Annotated in this window: 20 protein-coding genes, 1 tRNA gene and 2 rRNA genes; 18 read left to right on the top strand and 5 right to left on the bottom strand. The window is 50.6% G+C overall.

Annotated features, from left to right (window positions below):
* Nucleotides 1–59: 59 nt before the first annotated feature.
* Together A7K98_RS18745 and A7K98_RS18740 are read right to left on the bottom strand one after the other, a co-directional pair.
* A complete protein-coding gene (locus tag A7K98_RS18745; RefSeq protein WP_169715420.1) occupies nucleotides 60–602 on the bottom strand; it encodes a tetratricopeptide repeat protein in 543 nt (180 codons plus the stop codon).
* Between the two features lie 162 nt (nucleotides 603–764).
* Nucleotides 765–1,553: a dienelactone hydrolase family protein gene (locus A7K98_RS18740; protein WP_087489908.1), complete on the bottom strand. Its 789-nt coding sequence runs from the start codon at nucleotides 1,551–1,553 to the stop codon at nucleotides 765–767.
* 281 nt (nucleotides 1,554–1,834) lie between these two features.
* Between A7K98_RS18740 and udp the strand changes: the two genes are divergently transcribed.
* The 9 genes from udp to tatD all read left to right on the top strand — a co-directional run bounded on the left by udp (nucleotide 1,835) and on the right by tatD (nucleotide 9,875).
* Entirely contained in the window at nucleotides 1,835–2,596 is a 762-nt protein-coding gene (udp, locus tag A7K98_RS18735) for a uridine phosphorylase (protein WP_087489907.1), read from the top strand.
* Nucleotides 2,597–2,726: 130 nt separating this feature from the next.
* Nucleotides 2,727–4,247, top strand: coding sequence for a DNA recombination protein RmuC (gene rmuC, locus A7K98_RS18730; RefSeq protein WP_087489906.1), 1,521 nt, complete (start codon nucleotides 2,727–2,729; stop codon nucleotides 4,245–4,247).
* A 75-nt stretch (nucleotides 4,248–4,322) separates the two neighbouring features.
* Nucleotides 4,323–5,087, top strand: a complete 765-nt coding sequence (gene ubiE, locus A7K98_RS18725; RefSeq protein WP_087489905.1) for a bifunctional demethylmenaquinone methyltransferase/2-methoxy-6-polyprenyl-1,4-benzoquinol methylase UbiE — start codon at nucleotides 4,323–4,325, stop codon at nucleotides 5,085–5,087.
* 11 nt (nucleotides 5,088–5,098) lie between these two features.
* On the top strand, nucleotides 5,099–5,704 hold the full coding sequence (gene ubiJ / locus A7K98_RS18720; protein WP_087490589.1) for a ubiquinone biosynthesis protein UbiJ: 606 nt from the start codon (nucleotides 5,099–5,101) through the stop codon (nucleotides 5,702–5,704).
* Nucleotides 5,701–7,338, top strand: a complete 1,638-nt coding sequence (gene ubiB, locus A7K98_RS18715) for a ubiquinone biosynthesis regulatory protein kinase UbiB (protein WP_087490588.1) — start codon at nucleotides 5,701–5,703, stop codon at nucleotides 7,336–7,338. Before ubiJ ends, ubiB begins: the two co-directional genes overlap by 4 nt.
* 93 nt (nucleotides 7,339–7,431) lie before the next feature.
* On the top strand, nucleotides 7,432–7,677 hold the full coding sequence (gene tatA / locus A7K98_RS18710) for a twin-arginine translocase TatA/TatE family subunit (protein ID WP_087489904.1): 246 nt from the start codon (nucleotides 7,432–7,434) through the stop codon (nucleotides 7,675–7,677).
* A gap of 3 nt (nucleotides 7,678–7,680) precedes the next feature.
* Complete coding sequence (gene tatB, locus A7K98_RS18705; protein WP_087489903.1) at nucleotides 7,681–8,244, top strand: Sec-independent protein translocase protein TatB; 564 nt, start codon at nucleotides 7,681–7,683, stop codon at nucleotides 8,242–8,244.
* Nucleotides 8,245–8,246: 2 nt separating this feature from the next.
* Nucleotides 8,247–9,011, top strand: coding sequence for a Sec-independent protein translocase subunit TatC (tatC, locus tag A7K98_RS18700; RefSeq protein ID WP_087489902.1), 765 nt, complete (start codon nucleotides 8,247–8,249; stop codon nucleotides 9,009–9,011).
* An 81-nt stretch (nucleotides 9,012–9,092) separates the two neighbouring features.
* Complete coding sequence (tatD, locus tag A7K98_RS18695) at nucleotides 9,093–9,875, top strand: 3'-5' ssDNA/RNA exonuclease TatD (protein WP_087489901.1); 783 nt, start codon at nucleotides 9,093–9,095, stop codon at nucleotides 9,873–9,875.
* Here the strand turns inward: tatD and rfaH are convergent, their stop codons facing one another.
* Nucleotides 9,876–10,364: a transcription/translation regulatory transformer protein RfaH gene (gene rfaH, locus A7K98_RS18690; RefSeq protein ID WP_087490587.1), complete on the bottom strand. Its 489-nt coding sequence runs from the start codon at nucleotides 10,362–10,364 to the stop codon at nucleotides 9,876–9,878.
* Nucleotides 10,365–10,639: 275 nt separating this feature from the next.
* Here rfaH and ubiD point away from each other — a divergent pair, with 275 nt between their 5' ends.
* Together ubiD and fre are read left to right on the top strand one after the other, a co-directional pair.
* Nucleotides 10,640–12,124, top strand: coding sequence for a 4-hydroxy-3-polyprenylbenzoate decarboxylase (ubiD, locus tag A7K98_RS18685; protein ID WP_087489900.1), 1,485 nt, complete (start codon nucleotides 10,640–10,642; stop codon nucleotides 12,122–12,124).
* 44 nt (nucleotides 12,125–12,168) lie between these two features.
* Complete coding sequence (gene fre, locus A7K98_RS18680; protein WP_087489899.1) at nucleotides 12,169–12,870, top strand: NAD(P)H-flavin reductase; 702 nt, start codon at nucleotides 12,169–12,171, stop codon at nucleotides 12,868–12,870.
* Between the two features lie 60 nt (nucleotides 12,871–12,930).
* On the opposite strand, the gene fadA is transcribed toward fre, so the two are convergent.
* Both fadA and fadB read right to left on the bottom strand, forming a co-directional pair.
* Entirely contained in the window at nucleotides 12,931–14,094 is a 1,164-nt protein-coding gene (gene fadA / locus A7K98_RS18675; protein WP_087489898.1) for an acetyl-CoA C-acyltransferase FadA, read from the bottom strand.
* Nucleotides 14,095–16,287: a fatty acid oxidation complex subunit alpha FadB gene (gene fadB, locus A7K98_RS18670; protein ID WP_087489897.1), complete on the bottom strand. Its 2,193-nt coding sequence runs from the start codon at nucleotides 16,285–16,287 to the stop codon at nucleotides 14,095–14,097.
* 183 nt (nucleotides 16,288–16,470) lie between these two features.
* Here fadB and pepQ point away from each other — a divergent pair, with 183 nt between their 5' ends.
* The 7 genes from pepQ to A7K98_RS18635 all read left to right on the top strand — a co-directional run bounded on the left by pepQ (nucleotide 16,471) and on the right by A7K98_RS18635 (nucleotide 25,652).
* Nucleotides 16,471–17,802, top strand: a complete 1,332-nt coding sequence (gene pepQ, locus A7K98_RS18665; protein WP_087489896.1) for a Xaa-Pro dipeptidase — start codon at nucleotides 16,471–16,473, stop codon at nucleotides 17,800–17,802.
* Nucleotides 17,802–18,434 carry an IMPACT family protein gene (locus tag A7K98_RS18660; protein ID WP_087489895.1) on the top strand — a complete coding sequence of 211 codons (633 nt, stop codon included), beginning with the start codon at nucleotides 17,802–17,804 and terminating at the stop codon, nucleotides 18,432–18,434. Before pepQ ends, A7K98_RS18660 begins: the two co-directional genes overlap by 1 nt.
* Before the next feature lie 10 nt (nucleotides 18,435–18,444).
* A complete protein-coding gene (trkH, locus tag A7K98_RS18655; RefSeq protein ID WP_087489894.1) occupies nucleotides 18,445–19,896 on the top strand; it encodes a Trk system potassium transporter TrkH in 1,452 nt (483 codons plus the stop codon).
* A gap of 13 nt (nucleotides 19,897–19,909) precedes the next feature.
* Nucleotides 19,910–20,446 carry a menaquinone-dependent protoporphyrinogen IX dehydrogenase gene (hemG, locus tag A7K98_RS18650; protein WP_087489893.1) on the top strand — a complete coding sequence of 179 codons (537 nt, stop codon included), beginning with the start codon at nucleotides 19,910–19,912 and terminating at the stop codon, nucleotides 20,444–20,446.
* A 407-nt stretch (nucleotides 20,447–20,853) separates the two neighbouring features.
* A 16S ribosomal RNA gene (locus A7K98_RS18645) occupies nucleotides 20,854–22,395 on the top strand.
* Between the two features lie 86 nt (nucleotides 22,396–22,481).
* Nucleotides 22,482–22,557 (top strand) — tRNA-Glu (locus A7K98_RS18640).
* 191 nt (nucleotides 22,558–22,748) lie between these two features.
* Nucleotides 22,749–25,652, top strand: a 23S ribosomal RNA gene (locus A7K98_RS18635).
* The 16S and 23S rRNA genes sit together here with 1 tRNA gene alongside, the layout of an rRNA operon.
* Nucleotides 25,653–25,854: the final 202 nt, after the last annotated feature.

Genomic DNA, 25,854 nt, shown 5'->3' with positions numbered 1-25,854 from the left:
ATGACTCAGGAATGTGCCGCATTTACTCCGGCTTTCATACTGGCGAACGGGAGTAAATTTTATTTTTTTGCTGCGGGTTTCAGCAGCTGTTTTTGTGCGGCACAGGCCAGAATATTACCTTTTTTGCATCCCATCCGTGCATATTCAAGTGCTTTGCGTCGGTCTTTGCTGACTCCATAACCGTAGCGGTACATGTTCGACAGATACAGCATCGCATTACCATCTCCGGCATCTGCCCCTTGCTGATACCATTTGCGAGCCTCAGTGTAATTTTGTGTCACACCGTAGCCATTCTCAAACAGGTGGCCTATTGCCTGATAAGCATCGGGTGAATGCAGGGCCAGGCCTTTTTGATAAAAATCCATGGCCAGACCATAGTTGTCACCGCCGCGCAGTTCATACATCGACCCTGCAGCAATACAATCATCGGCGACCTTAGCGGTATCACACTGTTCAACATGGGCCTGCAGGACTTTCTCATCGCCACGAACCGGAGTGTTATCACTTCCGGAGAACATGCCACCGAAGAAATTGTTTATCGAACTACACCCGCTAAGGGTGAGAGAGATGACTACAAGACTCACAGAGAGCGTTTTTTTCATAAGGCTTTTCCTGTCCATGACCGAAACTAACAGCCCCTGGCTGCTGTATCACAGGGGCCGGGTCTGTGCTCAGTAAAGCCTGATTTTATCCCGGATAATTTTTTGTGCCTTCGGAGTCCGTCTGAATTTTCACCGCAACAGGACAGAACAGGCAGAACTATGCTAAGGCTTTGGGGTGTCGGGAATCACCCCGTGGCGGCTGAACCATTCCAGCATACGCTGCCAGCCATCCTGTGCTGACTCTGCGTGATAATTTGGCCGATAATCAGCATGAAAAGCGTGCCCTGCATCAGGGTACGTAATAATTTCAGAGTCAGAATTGGCTGCTCGTAATGCCTGTTGCATCAGTGCGACGTTGTCTGCGGTAATCATCGGGTCCAGTGCGCCATACAGGCCAAGAACAGGGGCTGTCAGGCTGGCAGCAGCATCAACCGGAGTGACCGGCTGACGCAGAGTAATTTGCGGATGCAGGTGGCCATACCAGGCTACAGCAGCCTGTAATTGCGGATTATGGGCTGCGTACAACCAGGCAATTCGCCCTCCCCAACAGAAACCGGTCAGGCCCAGTCGTCGCAGATCACCTCCATGGGTCGCAGCCCAGTTAGCTGCATGGTCAAGATCGGCCAACACTTCACGGTCAGCGACTTTGCCGACCAGTTCACTTTTGAGTTGTTGCGGGGAGCTGAAACTGGCGGGATCGCCATGACGGAAGAAAAGATCAGGAGCGATCGCCAGATAACCGGCAGCAGCCAGACGGCGGCAGATATCGCGGATATAATCGTTGATACCAAAAATTTCGTGTATCACCAGGATAACAGGAAACGGGGCAGCCGCAGAATGTGAGGGTTTCGCCAGAAAAGCCGGTAATAAATCACCACGGCTCGGGAGCGTTGTTTCTGTGCAGTGAACTGCCTCTCCGGTGTTGCCATGATTGCCGATTGAACTATTCATTAAGGACTCCCGTAAAGTTGTTAATTCCCGAACAGAACGCCGACTTACTAAAAGATCTTATCCCGCTGCCTGCGCATACTCCTGGCTGTTTACAAAATGTGGTTCAGTATTGCCCCGGTGATCGGGAAAAAATCGGCTTTGCCGAAAGATTTGCGATCTACATCTATATTTTGCTGCCGTGGTATGTAATGTCACATTTTAATGTTGATTTTTGTCACATAAAAAACCGGTGCTTAACGTACAATCAAATCATTATTCACTAGCTACTGATTGAGGTACTTATGTCGCAATCCGACGTTTTCCATCTTGGACTGGTTAAAGCCGATCTTCAGGGTGCCACACTGGCGATTGTACCCGGTGACCCGGAGCGGGTGAAAAAAATTGCGGAGCTGATGGATAATCCGCGCCAGCTGGCATCTCATCGTGAGTTTAGCAGCTGTATTGCATTTATTGAGGGTAAACCAGTCATTGTCTGTTCCACCGGGATTGGCGGGCCTTCCACCTCTATTGCGGTAGAAGAGTTAGCTCAACTGGGAGTGAGGACATTTTTAAGGGTTGGAACGACCGGGGCGATACAGCCACACATTAATGTGGGCGATGTGCTGGTGACGACTGCGTCGGTGCGGCTGGACGGAGCCAGTCTGCATTTTGCGCCGCTTGAATTTCCGGCTGTCGCTGATTTTACCTGCACCACTGCTCTGGCAGACGCAGCCCGTCGGGCAGGAGCTACCACTCATATAGGGATAACTGCTTCCTCAGATACGTTTTATCCGGGCCAGGAACGTTATGACACGTTTTCCGGCAGGGTGGTCAAAGCATTCAGAGGCTCTATGGAAGAGTGGCAGTCGATGGGGGTGCTGAATTATGAAATGGAGTCAGCGACTTTGTTGACGATGTGTGCCAGCCAGGGATTACGGGCGGGTATGATAGCGGGAGTGATTGTTAATCGTACCCAGAAAGAGATTCCGGACAGCGCAACCATGAAACAGACCGAAAGCCAGGCTGTGAAAATTGTGGTTGAGGCAGCCAAAGCATTGTTATAACGCCTCTTATATTCCGGCGGAAGAGTTCAGTCGTTACCTCTGCCGGAAAATCCTCTGCAGTAAAAATATCTGGACATCTATACAGTGCCACTCTACCTTTCCTTTGACAAAGTGTTAAGCGGAGAAGCGGGTGGACACGCAATTCATTATTTCAGGATGCCTGTTACTGGGCGGTGCTGTTGTGGGATGGCTGATATCGGCACTGCGTGCCGGTCATCAACTGGCACGTTACCAGGCAGAGCAACAGGCGGGGCAGGCGACGATTGAACGACTGCAACAGGAACTCGATACCGGGTTGCAGAGCGCGCGCCAAAAAGAGAATGAACTGCGCCAGTTGCATGCCGAACTGGCGGCACAGCAAGAGAAACTGCAACAACTGGCCTACTGGCGTGAACAGACGGAGCAACTGAACCAGGAACTGCGCCATCAGGGTGATATCCATCGTGTTCAGGAATCAGAATTACGTGAAGTGACCACCCGGTTAGAAGAAACCCGCCTGGCTGCTGAAGAGAAACAGCGGCTGCTGATTAACAGTGAACAGCGGCTGGCAGCACAATTTGAAAATCTCGCCGGACGGATCTTTGAAAACAGCGGGCGGCGTTTTGACGAGCAAAACCGTCAGAGCATGAACGGGATACTGACGCCGTTACGGGAACAGCTGGAAGGTTTTCGCCGGCAAATCAATGAAAGTTTCAGCAGTGAAGCCCGTGAGCGGCATACGCTTACACATGAAATCCGTCAGTTACAAAAACTGAATAGCCAAATGGCCCGTGAAGCCGTTAACCTCACCCGCGCTCTGAAAGGAGATAATAAAACCCAGGGCAACTGGGGAGAAGTGATCCTTAGCCGGGTGCTGGAAGCCTCGGGGTTACGTGAAGGTTATGAATATGAGACCCAGGTAAGTATTCAGCGCAATGACGGGCGTTATCAGCCGGATGTAATTGTACATTTGCCGCAAAAGAAAGATGTGGTTATTGACGCGAAAATGACGTTGGTTGCTTATGAACGTTATTTTAATGCAGAAGAGGACCTGTTGCGTGAACAGGCAGCCCGGGAGCATATTGCCGCGGTACGCAGCCATCTTCGTTTACTCAGCCGGAAAGATTACCAGCAGTTGCCCGGAGTACGTTCTCTCGATTACGTGCTGATGTTTATTCCGATAGAACCGGCCTTTTTGCTGGCACTCGACAGAGAGCCCGAACTGATAAATGAGGCTTTACAGCAAAATATTATGCTGGTCAGCCCGACGACCCTGCTGGTGGCATTGCGGACTATCAGTAATCTGTGGCGTTATGAACATCAAAGCCAGAATGCCCAGCAAATTGCTGATAAGGCAGGGCGCCTGTATGACAAGATGCGATTATTTGTCGATGATATGCAGACAATGGGAAGCCATCTGGATAAAGCGCGGGACAGTTATCAGCAGTCGATGAAAAAACTGACCGAAGGCCGCGGTAATCTGATTGCCCGCACGGAAGCGTTTCGCCAGTTGGGCGTTGAAGTCCGCCGACCGATTGATCCAAAAATCAGTGAAAAGGCACTCTCTTTTGATTCAGAACTGACGGATTTTGAAAGCGAAAACGAAAGCTCTCTGGTCGCTCCCGGGAATCCGTGGGACAATAGCGAAAACCCCCGGGGAAATGCTGAATAGTGGCGCGGTAACGTGCCTGGCCTCCGGGAGTCTGGTACACTTCAGACAGAATTGATTACATAGCAGGTAATACCGATGGCAGATGAATCTCAGGAAACTCAGGAAACAACTCATTTTGGTTTTCAGACCGTAGCAAAAAATGAAAAGGCTGAAAAAGTCGCCGATGTTTTCCATTCCGTGGCAGCAAAATATGACCTGATGAACGATTTAATGTCGATGGGCATCCATCGCATCTGGAAGCGTTTTACCATTGATTGCAGTGGTGTCCGTCGCGGTCAACGGGTACTTGACCTGGCCGGAGGTACCGGTGATTTGACGGCAAAATTCTCCCGTCTGGTGGGTGAAACAGGTCAGGTCGTGCTGGCCGATATCAACAGCTCTATGCTTAAGATGGGTCGTGAAAAGCTGCGCAACCGCGGTATTTCCGGTAATGTCAGCTATGTCCAGGCAAACGCTGAAGCCCTGCCATTCCCTGATAACTATTTTGACTGCATTACTATCTCTTTTGGTCTGAGAAATGTCACCGAGAAAGAGAAAGCTCTGGCGTCAATGTTCCGGGTACTGAAACCAGGCGGTCGCCTGCTGGTCCTTGAATTTTCCAAACCGCTGCTTGAGCCGCTCAGTAAAGCCTACGATGCTTATTCTTTCCATATTCTGCCGCGGATTGGTCAGATTGTTGCGGGTGATGCTGAAAGCTATCGTTATCTGGCGGAATCTATCCGTATGCACCCGGACCAGGAAACGCTGAAAGGGATGATGAACGATGTCGGGTTCGAAAATACATCGTACTACAACCTGACCGGAGGCATTGTTGCCCTCCATCGCGGATATAAATTCTGATGTCCACAGCGATGACGGCGATGCCACTGCTGACGGCGGCGATTGAGAATGTACTTAACCGCGTTCTCTATCAGGACCGGGGGCTGAAACCGGCGCGTCAGCGACTGAAAGGTAAAGTTCTGACACTGAAATTCAGTGAATTTTCCCGGCCACTGGTGCTGGTTTTCAGTGAGCAGCAACTGGATGTTGTGGGTGACTGGCAGGACAGTAGCGATTGTACTGTCTCGCTGGCCTTAGCGGTGCTGCCAGAGTTGCGGGACCGTCAGAACCTGACTTCACTGATTCGCCAGGGGAAACTGGATGTGCAGGGGGATTTGCAGGTTATTCAGCAGTTCTCGGCACTGATGGACCTGGCAGAACTGGACCCGGCTGAGTATCTGGCACCGTTTGTTGGCGATATTGCGGCCCAGGGAATCAGTCGGGCAGGACAACGATTGTTTTCCTTTGTCCGGCAGGAAATTGGCAGCAGACAGCGGCAACTGGGAGAAATACTGACCGAAGAGTGGCGCGCAGCACCTGGTGCACTTGAGGTTGCGTGGTTTTGTGAAGAAACTACAGCTCTGGACAAACAGCTGGCAGCGCTGGATGCGCGGCTGGCGCAATGGGAGAAGAAATGACTGTTGGAGAAATTCGGCGACTCTATTTCATTATTCGTATTTTCTTGTCTCATGGCCTGGATGAACTGATCCCGAAGACCCGCCTGACTTTGCTGGTCCGTTTCTGGCGGCGATGCATCTTCTGGATCCCTAACCGTTACCCGCAGGAAGAATTAGGTGTGCGTTTGCGGATGGCACTGGAACAACTTGGTCCGGTCTGGATTAAGTTTGGTCAGATGCTGTCAACCCGACGAGATTTATTCCCGCCGGAGATTGCAGATCAACTGTCGGCGTTACAGGATAAGGTTCCTCCTTTCGACGGTGTCAGGGCTAAAGCACAAATTGAAAAGTCCCTCGGCGGCCCCGTGGAACAATGGTTTGACGATTTCGAGATCACTCCACTGGCATCGGCCTCGATTGCTCAGGTCCACACGGCGACCCTGAAAGAGAATGGCCAGCATATTGTTATTAAGGTCATTCGTCCGGATATTCGCCCGGTAATCAAAGCGGATATGCGGCTGATTTACCGGCTGGCGCGTTGGGTTCCGCGATTACTACCTGATGGCAGAAGGTTACGACCGGTCGAAGTGGTCAGAGACTATGAAAAAACGTTGATAGATGAGCTGAATTTATTGCGGGAAGCCGCGAATGCCATTCAGTTACGACGTAATTTCGAAAACAATAAAATGCTGTATGTCCCGTTGATATATTCGGACTATTGCAGCGAAACTATGCTGGTTATGGAACGGATCTACGGCATTCCGATTTCCGACACTGCCACCCTGAAAGCACATGGCGTGAATATGCAACTGCTGGCTGAACGCGGTGTGCAGGTATTTTTCACCCAGGTGTTTCGTGACAGCTTTTTCCATGCGGATATGCATCCCGGTAATATCTTTGTCAGTTATGAGCACCCGGAAGATCCACAATATATCGGTATTGACTGCGGGATTGTGGGCTCCCTGAACAAAGACGATAAACGCTATCTGGCGGAAAACTTTATTGCCTTCTTTAACCGTGATTATCGGCGGGTTGCTGAATTGCATGTCGATTCCGGCTGGGTTCCTCCGGATACCAATGTTGAAGACTTTGAATTTTCTATCCGTACGGTATGCGAGCCTATTTTTGAAAAACCGCTGGCCGAAATCTCGTTTGGCCATGTGTTGCTGAACCTGTTTAATACTGCGCGCCGGTTTAATATGGAAGTTCAGCCACAACTGGTTCTGTTGCAGAAAACATTGTTGTATGTTGAAGGAATAGGTCGTCAGCTTTATCCGCAACTGGACCTGTGGAAAACCGCAAAACCTTTCCTTGAAGACTGGATTAAAGATCAGGTTGGCTTGCCTGCTATCTGGCGGGCAGTAAAATCAAAAGCACCTTCCTGGGCCGAAAAGTTACCTGAGCTGCCTGAGCTATTTTATGACGGAATGCGTCAGCATAAATTACTGAAACACAGTGTTGATAAGCTGGCCAGTGAAATGAATGCTCAGCGCGTCCGGCACAGCCAGGCTCGTTATTTGTTAGGGATTGGCGCAGTATTTATGCTGAGTGGTACAGCGATTGCCATCGGCAGGCCGCTGTGGGATATAACTTCAGCAGTACTGATTGTTGCTGGTGTGTTAACATGGGTCATTGGCTGGCGTAAGACAAACTGATTGTCAGCCTTATCCCAAACGCGCTACTGTCAGGGAAATGAGGTGTTTTTACACGCTGTGTTTTATTGGATCATAGATCTCAGAGGTTAAGAAATGGGCGGCATTAGTATCTGGAAGTTACTTATCATTGTAGTCATTCTGGTGCTGTTGTTTGGTACCAAAAAACTGCGTGGTCTGGGCTCAGATTTAGGTTCTTCTATCAAAGGCTTCAAAAAAGCCATGAGCGATGAAGATAATAAGAAGAGCAATGATGCGGATTTCCCCGCAAAACCACTCTCCGACGAATTACCGACGTCTTCTAAGAAAGAAGAATCCCGTAAAGACAACGATCAGGTATAACCCGTGTTCGATATAGGTTTTAGTGAGCTCGTACTGATATTCGTGATTGGCCTGATTGTTCTCGGACCTCAACGGTTACCTGTGGCAGTGAAAACTGTCGTCGGTTGGATCCGTGCTATGCGTTCTCTGGCAGCCAATGTACAGAATGAACTGGCTCAGGAGTTAAAACTGCAGGAGCTACAGGATAGCCTGAAGAAAGTGGAAGAGGCCGGTAAAGGGACTCTCTCGCCAGAGCTTAAAGAGTCGATGGACGAACTGCGTAAAACTGCCGAATCGATGAAGCGCACTTACCGGGATGCTACAGACCTGGAAGGTGCGGATGATAAGGCAAACGCCGGGACTCCCGCTGAATCGCATACCATTCATCAGCCTGCAACAACTGTGGTCCCGGAACCGGTAAATCCGCCAGCTCCGGTTCAGACAGGGGCTGCGGCCGAAGTGCCTCAGCACCCGACACACTCTTCTGCGGAAACGACAGTGACAGCAGAACATCAGACAGCCAGCAGTGTTAAATCGGATTCTGTGCCCGATACCAAACCTGCCTCATCGGTAAGCGAAGAACGATAACCATGGAAGTACAAGATACTCAACCGCTGATCAGCCATCTGATTGAGCTACGTAAGCGCTTGCTTTATTGCATTGTCTCGGTGCTGGTGATATTCCTCTGTCTGGTGTATTTTTCCAATGACATCTATCAACTGGTCGCTGCACCGCTGATTCGTCAGATGCCTACCGGCGCCAGCATGATTGCTACGGATGTTGCATCACCATTTTTTACACCGATTAAACTCACCATCATTGTCTCGATTTTTCTGGCTGTACCGGTAATTCTTTACCAGCTGTGGGCATTTGTTGCTCCTGCGCTCTACCGGCATGAGCGTAAGCTTATCATGCCGTTACTGTTCTCCAGCTCACTACTGTTCTACATCGGCGTCTGTTTTGCCTATTTTGTGGTGTTCCCGCTGGCGTTTGGCTTTTTTGCCAAAACAGTGCCGCATGGAGTGCAGATTGCCACCGATATCAGTAATTACCTCGATTTTGTTATGGCGCTGTTCCTCGCGTTTGGGGTGGCATTTGAGGTTCCGGTGGCAATTGTTTTACTGTGCTGGACTGGGATTACTTCACCGGAAGATCTGAAAAAGAAACGTCCTTATATGCTGGTAGGCGCATTTGTGGTGGGAATGTTATTAACCCCGCCGGACGTTTTTTCCCAAACTTTGCTCGCTATTCCGATGTACTGCCTGTTTGAAGTCGGCGTATTCTTCTCACGTTACTATGTAGGAAAAGGACGTTGGGATAAGAACCAGGATCAGGATCAGGATACAGAGTCCTGAGATCCCAACTCAGGTCCCGTCACTACGTGAAGGGTTAACTAAAACCACCCGTCAGGGTGGTTGAGCTTTTTGGGAAAAATTATGTTTGATATTGGTGTCAACCTGACCAGTACGCAGTTTGCTAAGGATCGTAAGCAGGTGGTTGCCCGGGCGCGGGCTGCAGGGGTATCCGGAATGCTTATCACCGGAACTAATGCGCTGGAAAGCCAGCAGGCATTATCGCTGGCGAAACAACATCCCGGATACTGCTGGTCTACTGCCGGCGTTCATCCCCACCATGCCAGTGAATGGTCACAGGAAACAGCAGGAACTCTGCGTCGCCTGGCCAGCCAACCCGAAGTCGTTGCTATTGGTGAATGCGGGCTCGACTTCAACCGTAATCTCTCCGACCATAATCAACAGGAATACGCTTTCGATGCGCAACTGGCGTTAGCCGCTGAGTTGCAGTTACCGGTTTTCCTGCATTGCCGTGAGGCCCATCAGCGTTTTATGGCCGTGTTATCCCCCTGGCTTGATAAAATACCAGCAGCGATTGTGCATTGCTTCACCGGTAACCGGCAGGAGCTGGAAGAGTGTCTGGCTGCTGGCATGTCTGTGGGAATTACCGGTTGGGTATGTGACGAACGCAGAGGGTTAGGATTAAGAGAGTTACTGACGTTAATCCCGGGGGATCGTTTGCTGCTGGAAACTGATGCACCTTATCTTATTCCGAGAGATATGCATCCCCGGCCACCTTCACGCCGCAATGAACCTTGTTTCCTGCCACACATAGTGCAGCAGGTTGCTGGCTGGCGAAATGAAGAAGCAGAGCAACTGGCCCGGCAGACGGAACATAATGCGCGGCAGTTATTCCATCTGAGCTAATCAGATTTTCCGGAATTGCTGATTGCTGATACTACGGACAACCTGCTTGTTCAGCAGATTCAGTAGCAATATTGAGCGGGTTTCACCTTCAGGTTCGGCAAAAATCGCCCGTAAGCCCTCAAATGTCCCGGCGATAATCTCGACTTCATCTCCCTGCCGGGGCAACTCTTCTGTCAGCAGAGCCTGATAATCGTGGCTGGCGATACTCTCAATCACGTCTTCAGGGACTGTCGCAGGTAGCGCACCAAACCGGACAAAATGGCTGACGCCACGGGTAGCGCCAATAGTTGTGGTGTGAATAACTTCAGGAGAGAAGCGGATAAACAAATAATTGGGAAACAACGGCTCACTCACTTTACTGAGTTTTCCGCGAACTGTTTTGTCTACCTCGATCATCGGGCTCATACAGGCAACGCCCTGACGTTCCAGATGTTCCTGTGCTCTTAACAGCTGACCACGTTTGCAAAAAAGTAAATACCACGATTCCATAACAGCTCCAAATAGCAGGCAGCCAAGAATAGCAAAACCGATAACAGAGTTATAGGCCATTCAGTCAGGCAAATCTGTGGTGTAACCCTTGCTATCAGCGGGACGGTGATTATTTTACCCCCGAACTTAACTTTGTCACTTGCCGTAAAAAATTATCCGGCGCAGAGAGCGGATAATTTTCCGCTTACCCGCACAGCGGGTTAATAAACTGCAGCATCCTGATGCGAACATCCCTATAATGACCAGATTATCTCCGGCAACAAAGTAAAAACCTCATGAAATATCAGGACTTAAGAGACTTTCTGCAACAACTTGAGCAACGTGGCGAGTTAAAAAGAATTAGTTATCCTGTTGATCCTGCGTTAGAAATGACTGAGATCGCAGACCGGACGCTACGGGCCGGTGGGCCAGCCCTGTTGTTTGAAAATCCTAAAGGCTATGACATGCCGGTGCTTTGTAATCTGTTCGGTACGGCCAAACGGGTAGCGATGGGGATGGGGCAGGAAGATGTCAGTGCGTTACGGGATGTAGGCGAATTACTGGCATTCCTTAAAGAGCCCAGCCCGCCAAAAGGTTTCCGTGACCTGTTTGAGCAGATGCCGCGTTTTAAACAAGTACTGAATATGCCAACCAAACGCCGCAGTAATGCTCCCTGCCAGGAGATAGTATTACAGGGTGATGAGGTTGATTTGTCATCGATTCCTGTGATGACCTGCTGGCCGGAAGATGCCGCCCCGCTGATTACCTGGGGCCTGACGGTCACCCGCGGACCTCATAAAGAACGGCAAAACCTTGGCATCTATCGTATGCAGGTGATTGGCAGGAACCGGCTAATTATGCGCTGGCTGTCACATCGTGGTGGTGCACTTGATTTTCAGGAATGGTGTAAAGCCCATCCGGGGGAGCGCTTCCCTGTATCCGTGGCTTTAGGTGCGGATCCGGCGACTATTCTTGCGGCGGTCACCCCCATCCCCGACACTTTATCGGAGTATGCCTTTGCCGGATTGCTCAGGGGCACTAAAACAGAGGTTGTAAAATCGCTGTCGAATGATCTGGAAGTACCGGCCAGTGCTGAAATTATCCTCGAAGGCTATATTGAACAGGGTGATATGGCTCCCGAAGGACCTTACGGGGATCATACCGGTTATTATAATGAAGTGGATAACTTCCCGGTATTTACGGTAACTCATATCACTAAACGGCAGCAGGCCATTTATCATTCAACCTACACCGGCCGTCCGCCAGATGAGCCTGCAGCTCTCGGGGTGGCTCTGAATGAGGTGCTGGTCCCGATTCTGATTAAGCAGTTTCCTGAAATCGTCGATTTTTATCTGCCGCCAGAAGGATGTTCTTACCGGCTTGCGGTAGTAACGATGAAGAAACAATATGCCGGACATGCGAAACGCGTTATGTTTGGGGTATGGTCGTTCCTGCGACAATTTATGTACACTAAGTTTGTCATTGTCTGCGATGATGATGTCAATGCCCGTGACTGGAATGATGTCATCTGGGCGATTACCACCCGGATGGACCCGGCCAGAGATACGGTGATTGTTGAAAATACACCTATCGACTATCTGGATTTTGCTTCACCGGTGTCCGGGCTGGGATCAAAAATGGGTATGGATGCCACGAATAAATGGCCGGGAGAAACGGATCGTGAATGGGGACGTCCAATCGTTAAAGATCCCCGTGTAACGGCAAGAATTGATGAAATCTGGGATGAGCTGGCGATTTTCGAACCTCAGCCCAAACGTTAACCGACAACCACCCAATTTAGCTGATGACCCGACAGAGGGAATGCATGACAAGATTAAGCTGTAAAGTAATTTCTGTAGAAACTATTACCGACACTGTCTATCGGGTCCGGTTAGTTCCTGAAGCCGACTATAACTTCCGTGCCGGCCAGTATCTGATGGTCGTAATGGAGGAGAACGACAAGCGTCCGTTCTCACTGGCATCAACGCCAATGGAAAAAGATATTATCGAGCTGCATATCGGGGCTTCTGATCATAACCTGTATGCAATGGCTGTCATGGACCGCATTCGTGAACAGCGGAAAATTACTGTTGATATGCCACACGGTAATGCCGGATTACGGGATGACAGTGATCGGCCGATTATCCTGGTCGCTGGTGGTACTGGGTTCTCATACGCGCGTTCTATTCTGTTGACTGCTCTGTCAGAGAATCCAGAACGTGAAATCGCTATTTACTGGGGCGGACGTGAACCTCAGCATATCTATGATCTGGAAGAGCTGAATGCCCTGGCCGTACGCCATCCTAATCTGAAAGTGGTTCCGGTGGTTGAACAGCCTGACGACAGCTGGCAGGGTCGGACCGGGACAGTCTTACCGGCAGTTATTCAGGATTATCCTTCTCTGAAAAACTACGATATCTATATTGCCGGCCGTTTCGAAATGGCTAAAGTGGCGCGCGATCGTTTCTGCGCAGAAAGAGAAGCTGTCAGCAGCCAGATCTATGGTGATGCATTCGCCTTTATCTGATGCTTTCAGTCTGATATGAGAACAGGCGTGGCGGCTTTTTAGCGTCACGCCTGTTGCATTTTATACCCGCTCAAAAACCGTGGTTATCCCCTGACCGAGACCGATACACATGCTGGCGACACCAAATTCCACATCATGCTCCTGCATCTGATGAATCAGTGTGGTGCAGATTCGGCTACCTGAGCACCCGAGCGGATGTCCCAACGCAATCGCACCTCCCCGCAGATTCACCTTCTCATCCAGTTGTTCCGCCAGACCCAGGTCATTAATACACGGCAGTGTCTGTGCGGCAAAAGCTTCGTTAAGCTCAAACAGCCCGATATCGGCAATGCTCAGTCCGGCACGCTGCAATGCCAGACGTGTTGCCGGAACAGGGCCATAACCCATCAGTGACGGATCGCAACCGGTAACCGCCATGCTGCGTACCCGTGCCAGCATAGGCAACCCAAGGCTGCGGGCACGGCTTTCACTCATTATCAGCATGCCTGATGCACCGTCAGAAAGTGCCGAAGAGTTTCCGGCAGTAACGCTGCCACTGACGGGATCAAAGGCAGGTGGCAGGGCTGCCAGGCTTTCCATACTGGTGTCATGACGGATAACTTCATCACAACTCATTCTGAACAGTACTCCTTCTGCATCATGGGCATAGATAGGGGTAATTTCCCGCAGAAATTGTCCGCTAACGGTTGCCTGCCATGCCCGTTGGTGAGAACGAAGTGCAAAACTGTCCTGCTGTTCACGGCTGATACCGTGCATCCGGGCCAGCATCTCTGCGGTCAGTCCCATCATACCGGCCGCTTTTGCTACTGTTTTACTGAGTTGCGGATGAAAATCGACCCCGTGGGACATTGGCACGTGCCCCATATGCTCAACACCACCAATCAGGCAGCTGTCGGCGTCACCGACCATAATTGCCCGACTGGCATCATGCAGTGCCTGCATAGATGAGCCACATAACCGGTTGACGGTAGTGGCTGGTACCTTTACCGGGATTTCGGCCAGCAGCGCCGCATTACGTGCAATGTTGAACCCTTGCTCAAGGGTTTGCTGTACACATCCCCAGACAATATCACTCAGCGATGCCGGTTCCAGTGCCGGATGGCGCAACAGAATTTGCTGCATAACGTGCGCGGAGAGATCTTCTGCCCGTAAATGGCGGAAAGCTCCACCTTTTGAACGGCCCATCGGGGTTCGCAACGCTTCTACAATCACAACGTTTTCCATTTACGCTCTCCCTTGGTCAGAATTCAGGGGGCCTGCTATCGGCGCCGGAGGGGCATACCAGCTTTGCTGCTGACGACCTTTTTCTGTTAGTAATGCCGGAGCCTGATACAGTGGTGATAATTCGGTAAACTGTAAGGACTGTTGCAGGAATTTATCTGAGCCCTGACTGTCCAGATAACGGAAAACACCGCCGCGAAACGCCGGGAACCCGAGACCATAAACCAGCGCCATATCAGCTTCTTCCGGAGAGGCGATGATGTTCTCTTCCAGACATCTCACAACTTCATTGATCATCGGAATCATCATCCGTTGCAGTATTTCTTCATCAGTAAACAGGCGTGAAGGGGCACAGACCTCTGCCAGTAATTGGTTAACTTGCGGATCGGCACTCTTTTTCATCTTGCCTTTGCGGTCTGTTTCCCATAACCAGAATCCCTGGCGATTTTTTTGTCCGTAGCGTCCGGCATGAAACAGTGCACTAATGACATCCTTATCAGGAATTTGCATTCTTTCCGGATAACCTTTCGCCATTACTTGCTGAGCATGGAACGCTGTGTCAATTCCCACGACATCCAGTAACCAGGAAGGGCCCATCGGCCAGCCAAACTCTGATTCCATCACCTTATCAATATGCCTGTAGTCTGCACCGTCCAGCAGCAACAGGTTAAAGGCGGCGAAATAGGGGAACAGCACGCGGTTTACAAAAAATCCCGGACAATCATTAACGACAATCGGCGTTTTTCCGAGGGCAGTAGCCCAGGCAATGACTCTGTCAATAGTCGGTTCAGCTGTCTGTTCACCGCGGATAATTTCAACCAGTGGCATTTTGGGTACCGGATTAAAAAAATGCATACCGCAAAACTGCTGCGGCCGGCTTAGCTGACGGGCCAACAGGCTGATGGGAATCGTTGAAGTATTGGAGGTCAGCAGTGCATCTTCTGAAAGATGCTGCTCAGTTTCTGCCAACACTTTTATCTTAATTTGTGGATTCTCTGTAACGGCCTCAACCACAATATCCACCTGATCAAAACCGGCATAATCCAGTGTCGGATGAATCGCCGATAAAATACCGGCAAACTGCAGGGGGGTAATTTTCCCGCGCTGCTGTTGTTCGCTTAATAACCGGGTGGCTTCGGTGATTCCTGAATCCAGCGCCTGCTGATTAAGGTCTTTCATTTTTACCGGAATACCTTGTCGCGCAGATTGCCAGGCAATACCGCCACCCATAATCCCTGCACCCAGCACTGCTGCCTGTGTGGGTGGAGTCGCGTGAGCTGCTTTTTTACGGGTCAGGCCTTTGACATACTGATCATTCAGAAAAATGCCAATTAACGCTCGTGCGGTTTCCGATTTTGCCAGCGGGATAAAAGCAGCTCTTTCTGCGGTTAATGCATCGTCGCGGGTCATACCCGCAGCGGCCTCGATAGTTTTGACCGCCGTAACCGGAGCCGGGTAGTGGGGACCCGCCTTTTGCCGGACCAGCGCTTTGGCTGTGGTGAAACTCATGGCTGCCTCGACCGGGCTCAGTTTCAATGCTGCCAGTTTTTGACGGCGACGAGCCTGCCAGTAATTATCCGTACTGACTTCATTTAGTATGGTGATAGCTGCGGTCCGCAGCTTATCTGCAGGGACGACAGCATCGGCAAGACCTAGTTGCAGTGCAGTTTGGGCATCAACATCTTTACCTGCAGTGATGATTTCCAGAGCACTGTCAGCGCCGATGAGTCTGGGAAGCCGCACCGTACCACCAAACCCGGGGATAATTCCCAGCCGGGTTTCCGGCAAACCGATTCTGGCATCCGGAGCCACCAGACGAAAATCGGTTGCCAGTACACATTCACAACCACCGCCAAGGGCGTAACCGTTAATTGCTGAAAGGGTAGGAACTGGCAGGTCTTCCAGGCGACAAAATGTCTGGTTGGCGAATATCAGCCATTGGTGAATCTGTTGATCAGCGGCTGCAAACAGAGACAAAAACTCATTAATATCTGCGCCAACAATAAACGCAGGTTTTGCAGAAGCCAAAACCAGGCCCCTGAGATCAGGCAGGGCTTCGAGTGTGTCGAGCGCGGCACTTAAACTGAGGATAGTTCCGGTATCCAGGGTATTGACTGAACCCCGGGCATTAAATTCCAGCATGGCGATGCCATCATCAAGCCAGCTTAGGGTAAGGGTATCGCCCTGATAGAGCATGTCAGCCTCCTGCACTTGCGAAAGGGATCTGGTCGTACCAGATGATTTAGTGTGAAATTTTGGTGGTTTATTTGCAAATGGATTGAGTTTTTTTGTTATCAGGATCACACCACTGGCAGGCACGGCATCAGGATAAGAGCTGTGTTAAAATAATCCTAAATACGAATGGCGAAGAGGCTTGGGATGTATTCACTGAATGAATTGTATAAAACGCATCTGATGACATTGCAGCAGTATGCTCAGCAGGTTCTGGCAGCCGGTAATCTGGAAGCCTTACTTATCCATTCCGGAGAATTGCAGAATGTATTCCTTGACGATCACCCCTATCCTTTTAAGGTAAACCCGCAATTTAAAGCCTGGCTGCCTGTCACTCAGAATCCTAACTGCTGGCTATGGATTGACGGGGTAAATAAACCCGGGCTGTGGTTTTACTCGCCGGTAGATTACTGGCATAAACCGGAACAGGTCCCGGACAGTTTCTGGACCCATGAATTTGAGATCACTGAATTGCGGGACAAATCGCATATTGACCGGCTTTTACCCGCAGACCGTTCCCGGGTAGCTTATATTGGTCCGGTGAGTGAGCGTGCCCGGCAATTAGGCATTACCGAATCGCATATCAATCCTCAGTCAGTCATCGTTTATCTTCATTACTACCGCAGTTTTAAAACCGACTATGAGCTGTTTTGTATGCGGGAGGCGCAGAAAATTGCTGTGGCTGGTCACCGTGCTGCCCGCCAGGCTTTTTTCTCTGGTCAGAGTGAGTTTCAGATTAATTCGGCCTATTTGCTGGCGACAGGGCAGCGTGATACCGATGTCCCTTATGGCAATATTGTGGCACTGAACGAACACGCTTCATATCTTCATTACACTCAACTGGATTTCCAGGCTCCTCAGGTTTCCCGTAGTTTTCTGCTGGATGCTGGTGCCGAATATAATGGTTATGCCGCCGACCTGACCCGCAGTTATGCCGGCGATGCGGATTCAGATTACGCAGCTCTGGTTGCCCGAATGGATGAACATCAGCAGGCTTTGATCAGCACACTGCAGGCAGGTACCAATTATGCAGACTATCATCTGCAGATGAATCAGAGAATTGCCAGCCTATTGTGTGAGTTTGATCTGGTGGCCGGACTGAGCGAAGAGGCTTTGGTCAGTGAGAATATCACCTCAGTCTTTATGCCGCATGGTGTTGGTCATCCGTTGGGTTTACAGGTACACGATGTTGCCGGGTTTATGCAGGATGATCAGGGAACACATCTGCCGCCTCCGTCTCACTATCCGTGGCTGCGTTGTACCCGCACCCTGGCACCCGGAATGGTGATGACCATAGAACCCGGGATCTATTTTATTGATTCATTGCTATCCCCCTGGCGGCAGGGAAGTTTCAGTAAGCACTTTAACTGGCAGCGTATTGATCAACTGAAACCGTATGGGGGTATCCGCATTGAAGATAATGTTGTTATCCGTGATGATGGTATTGAGAATATGACCCGCGACCTGCAGTTAGCCTGATGAATGCTTATGAAATTCCGTCGTCTGACTCCTGTGTCACGGAAGAGACGATTAAAAAAAGCCGCTTCATTACTTACCTGGCGCATACCGAAGGAGCTGAAGCGGCCCGGTTATTTGTCCGGGAGATTAAAGAACTGCACCCGGATGCCCGACACCATTGCTGGGCATGGGTAGCCGGTGCCCCTGATGATTCACAGCAGTTAGGTTTTTCGGATGATGGCGAGCCTTCCGGAACGGCGGGAAAACCTATGCTCGCCCAGCTAATGGGAAGCGGGCTGGGTGAAGTGACTGCAGTAGTAGTTCGTTATTACGGTGGTATTATGCTGGGCACGGGAGGGCTGGTAAAAGCCTATGGCGGTGGAGTACGGATGGGGCTTGCCGCGCTTATTCGCCAGACGAAAGTCCCGATGCAGGAATTCAGTTTATGTTGTGATTACGGACAGCTGTCTGAGATTGAACGAATGCTTGAACTGTACCAGGGGAAAATCATCCGTAGTGAATATCAGCAAGATATTGCTCTGATGCTGGCGTTACCCTACGGCCAGGTCGATGAATTTGAAAAACATCTCACGGATTTCAGCCGGGGCAAATTAGTGCTTCAGCGGGTAAATCAACCACCTTTATCGAGTTAAGGACAGGCAAATGCACTTTCGTGCTATTACCCGCATCGTGGGTTTATTAATTATTATTTTCTCGGTCACCATGATTTTACCAGGCCTGGTTGCCCTGATTTATCGTGATGGTGCCGGCAGGGCGTTCAGTCAGACATTTATTATGGCATTGCTGATTGGTTCAGTACTGTGGTGGCCGAACCGTAAGCAGAAGAGAGAGCTGAAACCCCGCGAAGGCTTTCTTATCGTTGTATTGTTCTGGACGGTACTGGGTAGTGTCGGGGCCATGCCGTTTATTTTTGCCGAACAACCTCATCTTTCGATTACCGACGCATTTTTCGAGTCGTTTTCTGGTCTGACAACGACCGGAGCGACAACGCTGGTGGGTCTGGACTCCCTGCCGAAGGCCATCTTATTTTACCGGCAGATGCTACAGTGGCTGGGAGGCATGGGGATTATCGTGCTGGCAGTGGCTATCTTACCTATTCTTGGCGTCGGCGGGATGCAGCTGTATCGTGCCGAAATGCCCGGGCCACTGAAAGATCATAAGATGCGGCCAAGAATTGCCGAAACTGCAAAAACACTGTGGCTCATTTATGTCTTACTGACAGTAGCTTGTGCTCTGGCACTCTGGCTGGCGGGAATGCCGCTGTTTGATGCCATCGGCCACAGTTTTTCTACCATCGCTATCGGTGGTTTTTCGACCCATGATGCGAGTATTGGCTATTTTCACAGTTCGACCATTAACACCATCATTGCAATCTTCCTGCTGATATCAGGCTGTAACTACGGTCTGCACTTTTCTTTACTGAGTGGCCGTAGTTTGCGCGGCTACTGGCGAGACCCTGAGTTCAGAGTATTTATCGGAGTGCAATTTACTTTGGTGCTGATAGCGACTCTGATTCTCTGGATACACCACACCTACAATAGTTTGTGGCAGACATTTAATCAGGCCTTTTTCCAGGTAGTCTCTATGGCGACTACCGCCGGATTTACTACTGACAGTATTTCCCACTGGCCTTCTTTCCTGCCAATACTGCTGTTGTGTTCTGCATTTATCGGCGGTTGTGCAGGCTCGACAGGCGGTGGACTGAAAGTCATTCGTATTTTGCTGTTATGCAAACAAGGATCGCGGGAATTAAAACGCCTGGTTCACCCGAATGCGGTTTATACCATTAAGCTGGGTAATCGTGCTTTGCCGGAACGGATACTTGAAGCGGTATGGGGATTCTTCTCCGCTTATGCGTTAGTTTTTCTTGTCAGTATGCTGGCAATCATCGCCACCGGAGTTGATAACTTCTCTGCATTTGCCGCTGTCGCAGCTACCCTGAACAATCTTGGTCCCGGGCTGGGTGTGGTTGCCGACAACTTTGCCTCTATGAATGATGAAGCAAAGTGGATCCTGATATCGACGATGTTATTTGGCCGACTGGAAGTATTCACCTTATTAGTGCTGTTCACGCCGACATTCTGGCGAGAGTAAGGAATATAAAAGAATGAAGATGTTGATATTGTTTTCCAGCCGGGATGGACAAACTGAACGTATTGCCCGTTTTATTGCTGATGAAGTCCGGCCGTTAACTGAATGCGATGTGGTGAATATCCGGGATGTTGCCACTGTTAACTGGCAGGGCTATGACCGGTTGCTGATCGCCGCATCAATTCGTTACGGACGTTTCGCTCAGGAACTGCATAGTTGTATTGTCGGACATCTGCCGGAATTGCAGGCTCGTATCAGCGGTTTTATCTCGGTCAACCTTACAGCGCGTAAAGCGGATAAATGCACACCGGAAACGAACGTCTATACCCGTAAATTTCTGGAGCAGTCTCCCTGGACACCAGATCGTTGTCTGGTAGCTGCCGGAGCATTACGTTATCCACGTTATCGTTGGTTCGACAAAATGATGATCCGCCTGATTATGAAGATCACGGGTGGAGAAACCGATACTTCGAAAGAGATTGAATACACCGACTGGGCGCAGGTGGCTGAATTTGCCAGGAATTTTGTACAGATTACCGGCAGATCGTTGTAAAAATATCAGTTTTGCTGAAAAAAACGCCATTCAGTAATTATTTTAAAATAAACCCTTGTCAGAAAAAATTATCTCCCTATAATGCGCTCCCACTGACACGGTAAAGCGCGATGCGCCAAGGCGTGACAGGGACTGAAGCGATTCGGTCCGGAGAAAAAATCACGAAATAGTGGTTGACTCCTGAGGTGAAAAGCGTAATATACGCCACCTCGCAGCGACAACCTAAGCGGTTGAGTTGCAACGCTCTTTAACAATTTATCAGACAATCTGTGTGGGCACTCGCAGGATTGATATCAGCGTCTCCGGACGTAAAAAATATCAAGTCTTAAGAGTGAACACATAATGAAATTCATTATGAGTGTTTTACACTTGAGCATCGCTTAACTCGTTTAAGCAAATCAAACTTTAAATTGAAGAGTTTGATCATGGCTCAGATTGAACGCTGGCGGCAGGCCTAACACATGCAAGTCGAACGGTAGCACAGAGGAGCTTGCTCCTTGGGTGACGAGTGGCGGACGGGTGAGTAATGTCTGGGAAACTGCCTGATGGAGGGGGATAACTACTGGAAACGGTAGCTAATACCGCATAACGTCGCAAGACCAAAGTGGGGGACCTTCGGGCCTCACACCATCGGATGTGCCCAGATGGGATTAGCTAGTAGGTGGGGTAACGGCTCACCTAGGCGACGATCCCTAGCTGGTCTGAGAGGATGACCAGCCACACTGGAACTGAGACACGGTCCAGACTCCTACGGGAGGCAGCAGTGGGGAATATTGCACAATGGGCGCAAGCCTGATGCAGCCATGCCGCGTGTATGAAGAAGGCCTTCGGGTTGTAAAGTACTTTCAGTCAGGAGGAAGGGTGTAGTCTTAATACGGCTATGCATTGACGTTACTGACAGAAGAAGCACCGGCTAACTCCGTGCCAGCAGCCGCGGTAATACGGAGGGTGCAAGCGTTAATCGGAATTACTGGGCGTAAAGCGCACGCAGGCGGTCTGTCAAGTCGGATGTGAAATCCCCGGGCTCAACCCGGGAACTGCATTCGAAACTGGCAGGCTAGAGTCTTGTAGAGGGGGGTAGAATTCCAGGTGTAGCGGTGAAATGCGTAGAGATCTGGAGGAATACCGGTGGCGAAGGCGGCCCCCTGGACAAAGACTGACGCTCAGGTGCGAAAGCGTGGGGAGCAAACAGGATTAGATACCCTGGTAGTCCACGCCGTAAACGATGTCGACTTGGAGGTTGTGCCCTTGAGGCGTGGCTTCCGGAGCTAACGCGTTAAGTCGACCGCCTGGGGAGTACGGCCGCAAGGTTAAAACTCAAATGAATTGACGGGGGCCCGCACAAGCGGTGGAGCATGTGGTTTAATTCGATGCAACGCGAAGAACCTTACCTACTCTTGACATCCAGAGAACTTAGCAGAGATGCTTTGGTGCCTTCGGGAACTCTGAGACAGGTGCTGCATGGCTGTCGTCAGCTCGTGTTGTGAAATGTTGGGTTAAGTCCCGCAACGAGCGCAACCCCTATCCTTTGTTGCCAGCGATTCGGTCGGGAACTCAAAGGAGACTGCCGGTGATAAACCGGAGGAAGGTGGGGATGACGTCAAGTCATCATGGCCCTTACGAGTAGGGCTACACACGTGCTACAATGGCGCATACAAAGAGAAGCGACCTCGCGAGAGCAAGCGGACCTCATAAAGTGCGTCGTAGTCCGGATTGGAGTCTGCAACTCGACTCCATGAAGTCGGAATCGCTAGTAATCGTAGATCAGAATGCTACGGTGAATACGTTCCCGGGCCTTGTACACACCGCCCGTCACACCATGGGAGTGGGTTGCAAAAGAAGTAGATAGCTTAACCTTCGGGAGGGCGTTTACCACTTTGTGATTCATGACTGGGGTGAAGTCGTAACAAGGTAACCGTAGGGGAACCTGCGGTTGGATCACCTCCTTACCTGAAGATACGTTCCCGTGAAGTGTCCACAACAGATTGTCTGATAGAAAGTATGAGCAAGGCGTCTTGCCGAAGCAGACTTCAGTGTCCCCTTCGTCTAGAGGCCCAGGACACCGCCCTTTCACGGCGGTAACAGGGGTTCGAATCCCCTAGGGGACGCCACTTGCTGGTATGTGAGTGAAAGTCACCGACCGAATTATCTTAAAGATGACTTACGAGTCATGTTTAAGATATTGCTCTTTAACAATCCGGAACAAGCTGAAAATTTGAAAACAATGAATGACGAAAGTTATTCAGAGTCTCTCAAAAACTTTTACGATTCATAGTCGTTGCAAGACGTCTGTGGGTTGTGAGGTTAAGCGAATAAGCGTACACGGTGGATGCCCTGGCAGTCAGAGGCGATGAAGGACGTGCTAATCTGCGAAAAGCGCCGGTAAGGTGATATGAACCGATACAGCCGGCGATGTCCGAATGGGGAAACCCGGTGCACTCAGTGCATCATCGTTAACTGAATTCATAGGTTAACGAGGCGAACCTGGGGAACTGAAACATCTAAGTACCCAGAGGAAAAGAAATCAACCGAGATTCCCCCAGTAGCGGCGAGCGAACGGGGAGCAGCCCTGAACCATCATCAGTGTGTGTGTTAGTGGAAGCGTCTGGAATGTCGCGCGATACAGGGTGAAAGTCCCGTACATGAAAATGCACACATCGTGAGTTCGAAGAGTAGGGCGGGACACGTGGTATCCTGTCTGAATATGGGGGGACCATCCTCCAAGGCTAAATACTCCTGACTGACCGATAGTGAACCAGTACCGTGAGGGAAAGGCGAAAAGAACCCCGGCGAGGGGAGTGAAAAGAACCTGAAACCGTGTACGTACAAGCAGTGGGAGCACCTTTATGGTGTGACTGCGTACCTTTTGTATAATGGGTCAGCGACTTATATTCTGTAGCAAGGTTAACCGTATAGGGGAGCCGCAGGGAAACCGAGTCTTAACTGGGCGTTAAGTTGCAGGGTATAGACCCGAAACCCGGTGATCTAGCCATGGGCAGGTTGAAGGTTGGGTAACACTAACTGGAGGACCGAACCGACTAATGTTGAAAAATTAGCGGATGACCTGTGGCTGGGGGTGAAAGGCCAATCAAACCGGGAGATAGCTGGTTCTCCCCGAAAGCTATTTAGGTAGCGCCTCGTGAATTCATCTCCGGGGGTAGAGCACTGTTTCGGCTAGGGGGCCATCCCGGCTTACCAACCCGATGCAAACTGCGAATACCGGAGAATGTTATCACGGGAGACACACGGCGGGTGCTAACGTCCGTCGTGAAGAGGGAAACAACCCAGACCGCCAGCTAAGGTCCCAAAGTCATGGTTAAGTGGGAAACGATGTGGGAAGGCTCAGACAGCCAGGATGTTGGCTTAGAAGCAGCCATCATTTAAAGAAAGCGTAATAGCTCACTGGTCGAGTCGGCCTGCGCGGAAGATGTAACGGGGCTAAACCATGCACCGAAGCTGCGGCAGCGACACTATGTGTTGTTGGGTAGGGGAGCGTTCTGTAAGCCGTTGAAGGTGGGCTGTGAGGTCTGCTGGAGGTATCAGAAGTGCGAATGCTGACATAAGTAACGATAAAGCGGGTGAAAAGCCCGCTCGCCGGAAGACCAAGGGTTCCTGTCCAACGTTAATCGGGGCAGGGTGAGTCGACCCCTAAGGCGAGGCTGAAAAGCGTAGTCGATGGGAAACAGGTTAATATTCCTGTACTTGGTGTTACTGCGAAGGGGGGACGGAGAAGGCTATGTCATCCGGGCGACGGTTGTCCCGGTTTAAGCGTGTAGGCTGAGGTTCCAGGCAAATCCGGAACTTCTTAAGGCTGAGGCGTGATGACGAGGTACTACGGTACTGAAGTGACAAATGCCCTGCTTCCGGGAAAAGCCTCTAAGCTCCAGGTAACACGAAATCGTACCCCAAACCGACACAGGTGGTCAGGTAGAGAATACCAAGGCGCTTGAGAGAACTCGGGTGAAGGAACTAGGCAAAATGGTGCCGTAACTTCGGGAGAAGGCACGCTGGCGCGTAGGTGAAGGGACTTGCTCCCGGAGCTGAAGCCAGTCGAAGATACCAGCTGGCTGCAACTGTTTATTAAAAACACAGCACTGTGCAAACACGAAAGTGGACGTATACGGTGTGACGCCTGCCCGGTGCCGGAAGGTTAATTGATGGGGTTATCCGCAAGGAGAAGCTCTTGATCGAAGCCCCGGTAAACGGCGGCCGTAACTATAACGGTCCTAAGGTAGCGAAATTCCTTGTCGGGTAAGTTCCGACCTGCACGAATGGCGTAATGATGGCCAGGCTGTCTCCACCCGAGACTCAGTGAAATTGAAATCGCTGTGAAGATGCAGTGTACCCGCGGCAAGACGGAAAGACCCCGTGAACCTTTACTATAGCTTGACACTGAATATTGAGCCTTGATGTGCAGGATAGGTGGGAGGCACTGAAGTACGGACGCCAGTTCGTACGGAGCCATCCTTGAAATACCACCCTTTAATGTTTGATATTCTAACGTAGACCCGTCATCCGGGTTGCGGACAGTGTCTGGTGGGTAGTTTGACTGGGGCGGTCTCCTCCCAAAGAGTAACGGAGGAGCACGAAGGTTAGCTAATCACGGTCGGACATCGTGAGGTTAGTGCAAAGGCATAAGCTAGCTTGACTGCGAGAGTGACGGTTCGAGCAGGTGCGAAAGCAGGTCTTAGTGATCCGGTGGTTCTGAATGGAAGGGCCATCGCTCAACGGATAAAAGGTACTCCGGGGATAACAGGCTGATACCGCCCAAGAGTTCATATCGACGGCGGTGTTTGGCACCTCGATGTCGGCTCATCACATCCTGGGGCTGAAGTAGGTCCCAAGGGTACGGCTGTTCGCCGTTTAAAGTGGTACGCGAGCTGGGTTTAGAACGTCGTGAGACAGTTCGGTCCCTATCTGCCGTGGGCGCTGGAGAATTGAGGGGGGTTGCTCCTAGTACGAGAGGACCGGAGTGAACGCACCACTGGTGTTCGGGTTGTCATGCCAATGGCATTGCCCGGTAGCTAAGTGCGGAAAAGATAAGTGCTGAAAGCATCTAAGCACGAAACTTGCCCCGAGATGAGTTCTCCCTGACTCCTTGAGAGTCCTGAAGGGACGTTGAAGACGACGACGTTGATAGGCCGGATGTGTAAGTGCAGCGATGCATTGAGCTAACCGGTACTAATGACCCGTGAGGCTTAACCTTACAACGCCAGAGGCGTTTTGCAGAGACGCAAAAGAATTTTCAGCGAGTTCCTGATAGTTAAATTAAAAAATTAGCAGTGTTCTGCGGACGAACGTCCGAAGGATTTTGCGCTGAGACAAGGCGGCAACTGCGTGATGAGAAGGAGCATACATGAGTATGTGACTGAACAGCACAAAGGCAGTCAACGCAGTATCAGTGAAAA

It is taken from the genome of Tatumella citrea (assembly GCF_002163585.1).
Classification (GTDB): Bacteria; Pseudomonadota; Gammaproteobacteria; order Enterobacterales; family Enterobacteriaceae; genus Tatumella; species Tatumella citrea.
Note: the sequence above shows the minus strand (reverse complement) of the source record. Positions and strands in the feature narration are given on the sequence as shown.

Bases quoted from the DNA above. Each gene is read 5' to 3' on its own strand.
- udp (WP_087489907.1), top strand. From the start codon at position 1,835: ATGTCGCAATCCGACGTTTTCCATCTTGGACTGGTTAAAGCCGATCTT.
- fadB (WP_087489897.1), bottom strand. From the start codon at position 16,287: ATGCTCTATCAGGGCGATACCCTTACCCTAAGCTGGCTTGATGATGGC.
- ubiD (WP_087489900.1), top strand. From the start codon at position 10,640: ATGAAATATCAGGACTTAAGAGACTTTCTGCAACAACTTGAGCAACGT.
- A7K98_RS18740 (WP_087489908.1), bottom strand. From the start codon at position 1,553: ATGAATAGTTCAATCGGCAATCATGGCAACACCGGAGAGGCAGTTCAC.
- tatD (WP_087489901.1), top strand. From the start codon at position 9,093: ATGTTTGATATTGGTGTCAACCTGACCAGTACGCAGTTTGCTAAGGAT.
- A7K98_RS18745 (WP_169715420.1), bottom strand. From the start codon at position 602: ATGAAAAAAACGCTCTCTGTGAGTCTTGTAGTCATCTCTCTCACCCTT.
- tatA (WP_087489904.1), top strand. From the start codon at position 7,432: ATGGGCGGCATTAGTATCTGGAAGTTACTTATCATTGTAGTCATTCTG.
- tatC (WP_087489902.1), top strand. From the start codon at position 8,247: ATGGAAGTACAAGATACTCAACCGCTGATCAGCCATCTGATTGAGCTA.
- hemG (WP_087489893.1), top strand. From the start codon at position 19,910: ATGAAGATGTTGATATTGTTTTCCAGCCGGGATGGACAAACTGAACGT.
- fadA (WP_087489898.1), bottom strand. From the start codon at position 14,094: ATGGAAAACGTTGTGATTGTAGAAGCGTTGCGAACCCCGATGGGCCGT.
- ubiB (WP_087490588.1), top strand. From the start codon at position 5,701: ATGACTGTTGGAGAAATTCGGCGACTCTATTTCATTATTCGTATTTTC.
- ubiJ (WP_087490589.1), top strand. From the start codon at position 5,099: ATGACGGCGATGCCACTGCTGACGGCGGCGATTGAGAATGTACTTAAC.
- ubiE (WP_087489905.1), top strand. From the start codon at position 4,323: ATGGCAGATGAATCTCAGGAAACTCAGGAAACAACTCATTTTGGTTTT.
- trkH (WP_087489894.1), top strand. From the start codon at position 18,445: ATGCACTTTCGTGCTATTACCCGCATCGTGGGTTTATTAATTATTATT.
- A7K98_RS18660 (WP_087489895.1), top strand. From the start codon at position 17,802: ATGAATGCTTATGAAATTCCGTCGTCTGACTCCTGTGTCACGGAAGAG.
- fre (WP_087489899.1), top strand. From the start codon at position 12,169: ATGACAAGATTAAGCTGTAAAGTAATTTCTGTAGAAACTATTACCGAC.
- pepQ (WP_087489896.1), top strand. From the start codon at position 16,471: ATGTATTCACTGAATGAATTGTATAAAACGCATCTGATGACATTGCAG.
- rfaH (WP_087490587.1), bottom strand. From the start codon at position 10,364: ATGGAATCGTGGTATTTACTTTTTTGCAAACGTGGTCAGCTGTTAAGA.